Raw genomic sequence first — 6713 nt, 5'->3', positions numbered from 1 at the left:
AGAATGATGCAGGAGTCCGACGAAGCCACGCGGGCGCGTGTGACCCAGGCCTTTCTGACCATGAAGAAGTTCGACCTCGCCAAGCTCGAGGAGGCATACGCGGGGGTCTAGCCGCCCCGGTGCAGGACTACTTCTGGGTGGGGGGGTCCGCCGGGGCCGGCGAACCGGTTCCGGCGGACACCATGCCTCCCGCTTCCGCGGGTGTGCCCGACGTGGGAGGAATGGACAGGCCCCCGAGGATCGACTCCATGCCCTGGTCGAAGTCCGTTCCCTGCGGGGCGTACGCGTGCGACCAGATAGGCAGAACGCGTCCGCTGCCCAGGAACGAGGCGGAGATGTAGTCGCCGACCATCCGTCCCTGGGTCGTGTCGGAGATCCAGGCAAGCGGGAACGCCGGCTCGAGGGTCGACGACGTCCAGGTCGCCCCGGCGTCCGCGGACGATGCGAAGCCGACCTGCAGCAGACAAGCAGTCGAGGTGCACGACGCCACCGGGTACTTGTAGTACGCCACGAACAGGTGCGTGCCGGACCCGGAGGTCGCGGGGTTCACGGCCAGTCCGGGGATGAAGTGGTCGATGCCGCTGTCCGTCGGGTCGATCGGTATCCGGACGGGGGCCGTCCACGTCGTACCGTCGATGGACTTGCTCAGCACGATGTCGTTGGCGCTGCAGCCGCTGCGGAACCGGCAGTCGTGCCAGGCGACGTACATCGTTCCGTCGGCGGCGACCTCGGCCGTCGGCAGAGGCGGCGCCCGCAGGCCGCTCGGGGCGCGGTAGGAGGCGGCGGACACCAGCATGCTCGGCCCCCAGGAAGCGCCACCGTTGGTCGAGCTGAAGGCACGCACCTGCGACCACCCCGTGGAGTAGGTCACGACGACGTCGCCGTCCGGCTGGACGAGCGGGATGCCACCAAGGCCTCCCGCGTTGTCCGCCGGCCGCAGGACCGGCCCCCACGCGAGCCCGCCGTTGGTGGACGTGCTCATCTCCATGCGGTTGCCGGCGCCGTGGTCGTCCCACGTGGAGTAGCAGTTGCCGTAGTACGGGCTGGCCGGTGTGTTGTCGCAGGCCATCCAGTTCTTGTCCAGGCTCTTGGTCGGGCCGCCCGCGACGGTCACCGGGGGCCCCCAGGTGGTGCCGCCGTCGGCTGAGCGGCTGACGAGGACCACCCGTCCGGCCACTCCCGAAGTCGCCTCGATTCCCAGCGTCTGTACAAACCAGACGTTGTCCCGCGCGCTGTAGGCGACAACCGGGTCGCTGGCCCGGTCCCACGGACCTCCGGCGAGCTTGGTGATGGACGGCAGGTACCCGCGCGACCATGTGGCGCCGTCGTCCTTGGACGTCGCCCACCCAACGTTCATGGCCCCGCCGTTGTGGATCCTGGCCACCTGGAAGGCCGAGACCATCGTGGACCCGTAAGCAAAGGAGTCCGGCTCGACCTCCGTCTGGTGCTGTCCGCTGCCGCCGGTGTACGGGTCGGTGCTCACCTGGATGGCGGCCAGGCAGGGCGCGGGGGTCACCGCGCCGGCCGTCCCGGGCTGCCCCGCGCTGCCGGCCGCACCCGGCTGGCCGGGGGCCCCGTTGGTGGCGTTCAGTGCGCTCGTCCCGCCCGGACCGGCGACTCCCGCCGGACCCGCCGCTCCCGGCGCGCCGGCGGCCCCGGGTGTCGCCGTGGCGGTGCCCGCAGGCCCGTTACCGGCCGCCCCGATTCCTCCCGCGCCGCCCTCGGCGCACGCATCTCCGCCGTTGCCCCCGAGTCCTCCTGGGCCCCCGTTTCCTCCGTTGCCTCCGTTGCCGCCCAAAGCCAGGACGGCCGTGCCCCCGCGACCGCCGGCGCCCCCTGCGCCGCCACGGCCTCCGCTTCCGCCCGTGCCTCCGACAGCGGTGGCGTCACCACCTGCGCCGCCGGTTCCGAATGCCGAGTCTCCTCCGGCGCCGCCGATCGCCTGAGCGCGGCCTCCGTCGCCACCGGTGCCGCCCGGGCAGGCGTCGCCGCCGTTGGCTCCGTTGCCGGCGCCCAGGGGAGTGAAGTTCCCGGACGCGCCACCGGGTCCATTGCGGCCCGCCGCCCCGGCCGCTCCGTTCCCCCCAGATGCGGCAGACGACGTGCCTGCGGATCCGTCCGCGGGCTGCTTTGCGGGGGGAGCCGGGTTTCCGGACCGTGCCGAGCTCACCGCCGGGGAAGCGGTGCAGGTGTCGGACGTTGCCGGGCTCTGTGCAGGGTTCGATGCTGCGGCGCGTCCTGAGCCCCCGGCGCCTCCGCGGCCCCCGTCGATTCTGTCCCGGATCGCGGCGACGTCCCCTTTGTAAACGAAATTCCCGGAGTCTCCTCCGTCACCGGCGCGCGCCTGCAGGGAGTTCGCGTCGCCGCCGCGGCCCCCGTCGCCAAGCCGGATCGTTCCCCGAACCACGGCCGGCGAGCCGGCGATCGTGACGTCGCCGCCGTCGCCGCCGCCGGCTGCAGCCACCGATGACACGGCCGACTTCTTCGTGGCGTCTCCTCCGGCCCCCGAGGCCACGACGTCGCCCGGTTCGATCCGGACTTCGCCAGTGAGCGACTTCAGGACGACGTCGCCCCCACGGGAGCCGGGAGCACCGGTTCCGCCCGTGATCCGCCCGAGAACGACCAGGGGGCCGCGGGCGACGATCTCAATCGGATGTCCCGCGTCGCCCACGAGCGCACCCTGGATATCGGCCGTGTTCTGCACGACGATGCGCAGCCGGCCCTTCGCGCGGACGGTCTCACCGGGACGGAGGCGGAAGTCCTCGCTGACGACGGTCCCGCTAAGGGATGGAGGCTCGCCCAGCGACAGTCCGCCTGGGGCCGCCACCGCTGCGCTGGGAGGTGACGCCAGCATGATCACCAGAAATGCGACCCGGACTGCCTTCAAGGTGCCCCCCCGTCCCGAATATGAGCGCGGGGGCCGGTGGGGCCCCCCGCCTGCAACGTCACGCCCTTACGGGCAGTCGTTCGCCTCGTTGCCGTTGGCCGGGTCGCCGTCGTCGGATCCGTCTGAGTCGCCCGCGCCGATGGTGCTGTTTCCGTACGTCGGCCTGGTCCCCTCGCCGTTGGGGTTGACCCACCCGTAGCCGGTGCCGCTGTCTCCGGCTGGGGTGTTCGGGTTCTCGTTGCAGACGCGCAGGGCGCCGTTTTCGTCGACCTCCACGTACCCCGCGTTGCCGGAGTCGCTGAAGGCGCCGGTGGGTGTCGGGTCGTTGACCCGGACGGCGCTGGCGGGCGATGCGATCGCCAGCAAGGCAAGTGCGACAGCAGGCAGCAGGGCAAGACGCTTCATTTCCAACCTCCCCAGTAGCGGATCTCCCTCGGGTGACAGGCAGTGCGCGGCTACGTTCGCCGTGGCGACAGCGGTTCCTGCCGCGGACGCGTTCGAGTGACCGGTTCCTGACGGGGCCGTGGCAGACTCGGGACCATGGCGGAGGCGCTCACCTTCTGCTTCACGGACATCCAGGGGTCCACGCGACTGCTGCGTGCCCTCGGCGAAGAAGCTTTCGACCGGGTGCTCGAGCAGCACCGCGATGTCATCCGCAGGTGCGTCTCCGAGTCGGGGGGCGAGGAGATCCACACCGAGGGGGACTCCTTCTTTCTGGCATTCTCCGACCCCCCCGAGGCGCTGAGGTTCGCCGCTGCCGGCCAACGGGCGCTGGCAGCCGAACAGTGGCCGGACGGCACACAGGTGCTCGTGCGCATGGGTCTTCATCTCGGCCCGGCACAGCGGCGTCCGGACGGCGACTTCACCGGACTCGCAGTCCATCGCGCCGCGCGCGTCGCCGCTCTGGCACACGGGGGCCAGGTGCTGATCACCGAAGCAGCGGCCGCGGAGGCTCCGGACGGGTGCCGGCTGCGTCCGCTCGGCCCCCACCGCCTGCGCGACTTCGACGGGCCGGTGGACCTGTTCCAGCTGTCCGGGCCTGGGCTTCCGGACGGATTTCCTCCCCTGAGGGCGGCCCGGCAGCACTACGGTCTGCCCCTGCCGGCGACGGCGCTGCTGGGACGGGAGTCCGAACTCGACCGTGTAGTGCCGATGCTGCGGCAGGGGTCGGTCGTGACGCTCGTCGGACCAAGCGGCGTCGGCAAGACGCGGCTCGCGCTGGAGGCCGCTGCTCTGGCGGCGCCGACATATGGCGGCACGGTGCACTTCGCCGAACTGTCGTCGCTTGCCGGACCGGACCACCTGCTGGGGGCCGTTGCCTCGGCGATCGGCGCCCGTCCGCTGGCCGGACACGGACCCGAGGACGCCATCCTGGCGGCACTCGCCCATCGTCCCGCGATGCTCGTCCTCGACAGCTGCGAACGGGTCCTGGACGCGGTCGCCTCTCTGATCGACCTGATTGTCGCGCGCATACCGCACACCACGGTCCTCGCCACCTCGCTTGAGGCGATCCGTCTGCCCGTCGAGCGAGTGGTCTCGGTTGCGCCATTGCCCGTCGAACCGGCGGCCGACGGCGATCCCTTGGACTCACCAGCCGTTCGGTTGCTGGTCGACCGGGCCGAGGCTCGCGGAACGGAAATCGACGTCCAGCGCGACGGAGCTGCCTTGGTGGAGATATCAAGGCGCCTGGACGGAATCCCATTGGCTCTGGAGCTCGCGGGGGCTCGCGTCGCGGAGATGGGGGCCGAGGAGGTCGTGTCCGGACTGCGTGACCGGTTCGCTCTGCTCACGACCGGCTACCGGACCGCGCTGCCTCGTCACCGGACGCTGGAGGCCGCCGTGGAGTGGACCGTCGAGTTGTTGAAGCCGGAGGACCGGGAACTGCTGGCTCGAATGACACGCTTGCTGGGTCGCTGGCGGCTGGAGACTGCGGCGGAGGTGGCCGGCGGTTCCATGGCCGCGTTGCTTCGGCTGCGAGATCGGTCCCTGATCGTTGTGGAAGAAGGCCGCGTGAGACTGCTGGACACGATCCGCGCCTTCATGGCCCGCGAGCTTGACGACCGCGACCGGGATCTCGTCGACTCGCGCCGTATGGCCACCCTGACGCACCAGTTCGGCCACAGTGCCGACGCGCCAGAGCTGCACGTTCAGGCCGAGGCGAGGCCGGTCTTTCCGGACGTGGCAGACGTTGTTTCGGCACGAGCACCCACAGAGCCCGCCGCGGCCACGGATCTCGTCCTGCTCTGCATGCCCTGGTTCGAGAACGGGAGCCGGGATCAGGGCCAGGCCTTGATCGCGCAGTGTCTCGATGCAGGTCCGTCTCCCGAGCGCCGCGCCGCTCTCGGCGCTGCCGCGGCACACCTGCACCTCATCTCCGGACGCGCCGAGGAGGCCGCGGAGGGGGCCCGGGCAGCTCTGGCCGTATCTGAACTTCCGCCCAGATGGCGGGCGATCGCGCTGATGTGCATTGCTTCTCCCTACGCGCCGGCAGCGGAAGACATCGGTCTTCTCGACGAGGCTGAGCTTCTTGTCTCTGACGGCGCGCCGGGACTGTTGCTGGCCGTGCGCTCGCGTCGCGCGATCACGCTTGACACCACTGGGAAGGGCGACGAGGCGATGGAGTTGTTCAGCGAGATCCGGCGCGAGGCGAACGAACGGGGCTACACGCTGCACGAGGCGCAGGCGCTGCTGCACCAAGCCGGCATGTTTGCCCGGCGGGGACGGCTGGCGGAGGCCGAGGAGTCACTTGTGGAGTGCGAGAGGCTGTCCGACGAAGCCGCGGCCCTGGACCTCCGCGCTGCGGCCCTCAGCCTGCGGGGGACTATCGCGTTTCACCGTGGCGAGCCGCAGAGAGCGATCGAGATAGCCGAGAAGCGACTGGCTGCCGCGGATGCCCTGGGCGACGTGAGGGGCGCCGCTCCGGCCCTGAGCACGATCAGTGCCGCGGCCTTGGAGCTCGGCGATCTTCCCCGCGCGAGGGAGGCGGGGGTGCGCATGGCTGCCGTCTCACGTCAGGAGGGGCGGAACGACGGAGTCGCGGCAGCGAGCTTCAACCTGGCGATGCTGGCCACCCGGGCCGCGGACTTCGAGGACGCCGGCCGGTGGATCGCTCAGGCGATCGATGCCGCCCGCGGCGCTGCGCCGCTCGAACAACTCGCGGTGGTTGCTGCGGGAGCTGTGGGCGGGTACGCGGGAGATCTGGACGCAGCGCCTCTTCTGAGCGCGGCCGACCCTGCCGAGATCCGGTATCTGGATCCCACCGACCGGGTGTGGATCTCCGGTGCCCACGAGGTCTTGATTTCGAAGCATGGTGAGGCGGTTCTGGCTGCCCGGCGGCAGGCGTGGGAGTCCGAGCCGTGGGAGCGCACGGTTGAGCTGGCCGAACAGGTCGCCGCGCGCCTGCAGGCCCAGACCTCGTCCGGAGGATGAGTCGCGTGTTCCTGTCTTCCAAACCCGACGAGGCGACCATTCGCGAGTTTTTGTCCGGTCTGGCGTCGGCCCCCCTGTCCTATGAGCCGTTGGGACTGTGCAGGATGAACCCCGAGGGCTACAACGTGGACGTCCACCGGGTCCGGATCGGGACCGGCGAGTCCGACCTGGAGACTGCAAAGCAGGCACTGGACTCATTCGCCGGCGTCCGTTTGGGGTGGGCGGACGTCTTCCCGGAGAAGCCGACCGCCGAACTGGGTTCGAACGTCGTGGTGATAGCCAGTCACATGGGCTTCTGGTCGCTGAACGGGTGCCGGATCGTCAGCCGGCTCCCGAGCGACGAAGACCCCCGCTACGGCTTTTGCTACGGGACCCTGCGCGAGCACGCGGAGATAGG

The 6713-nt window shown here is 70.7% G+C and carries 4 protein-coding genes; 2 read left to right on the top strand and 2 right to left on the bottom strand.

Translation table 11 applies throughout. The features are described 5' to 3' along the window. Positions 1-127: 127 nt before the first annotated feature. Together VNE62_07395 and VNE62_07390 are read right to left on the bottom strand one after the other, a co-directional pair. Positions 128-2887, bottom strand: coding sequence for a sialidase family protein (locus tag VNE62_07395; protein ID HVE92108.1), 2760 nt, complete (start codon positions 2885-2887; stop codon positions 128-130). Positions 2888-2953: 66 nt separating this feature from the next. After that, positions 2954-3292: a hypothetical protein gene (locus tag VNE62_07390; protein ID HVE92107.1), complete on the bottom strand. Its 339-nt coding sequence runs from the start codon at positions 3290-3292 to the stop codon at positions 2954-2956. A 135-nt stretch (positions 3293-3427) separates the two neighbouring features. Here VNE62_07390 and VNE62_07385 point away from each other — a divergent pair, with 135 nt between their 5' ends. Both VNE62_07385 and VNE62_07380 read left to right on the top strand, forming a co-directional pair. Further along, complete coding sequence (locus VNE62_07385; protein HVE92106.1) at positions 3428-6316, top strand: adenylate/guanylate cyclase domain-containing protein; 2889 nt, start codon at positions 3428-3430, stop codon at positions 6314-6316. Positions 6317-6321: 5 nt separating this feature from the next. After that, positions 6322-6713: DUF1990 family protein (locus tag VNE62_07380; protein ID HVE92105.1), on the top strand; the 392-nt coding region annotated here is incomplete at its 3' end.

This window comes from Actinomycetota bacterium (assembly GCA_035536535.1).
Taxonomy (GTDB): domain Bacteria; phylum Actinomycetota; class JAICYB01; order JAICYB01; family JAICYB01; genus DATLNZ01.
This window is presented reverse-complemented; position numbering and strand designations above follow the sequence as displayed.

What these genes read in the sequence shown, in the direction of transcription:
- VNE62_07385 (HVE92106.1), top strand. Translation starts at nt 3,428, where the DNA reads ATGGCGGAGGCGCTCACCTTCTGCTTCACGGACATCCAGGGGTCCACG.
- VNE62_07390 (HVE92107.1), bottom strand. Translation starts at nt 3,292, where the DNA reads ATGAAGCGTCTTGCCCTGCTGCCTGCTGTCGCACTTGCCTTGCTGGCG.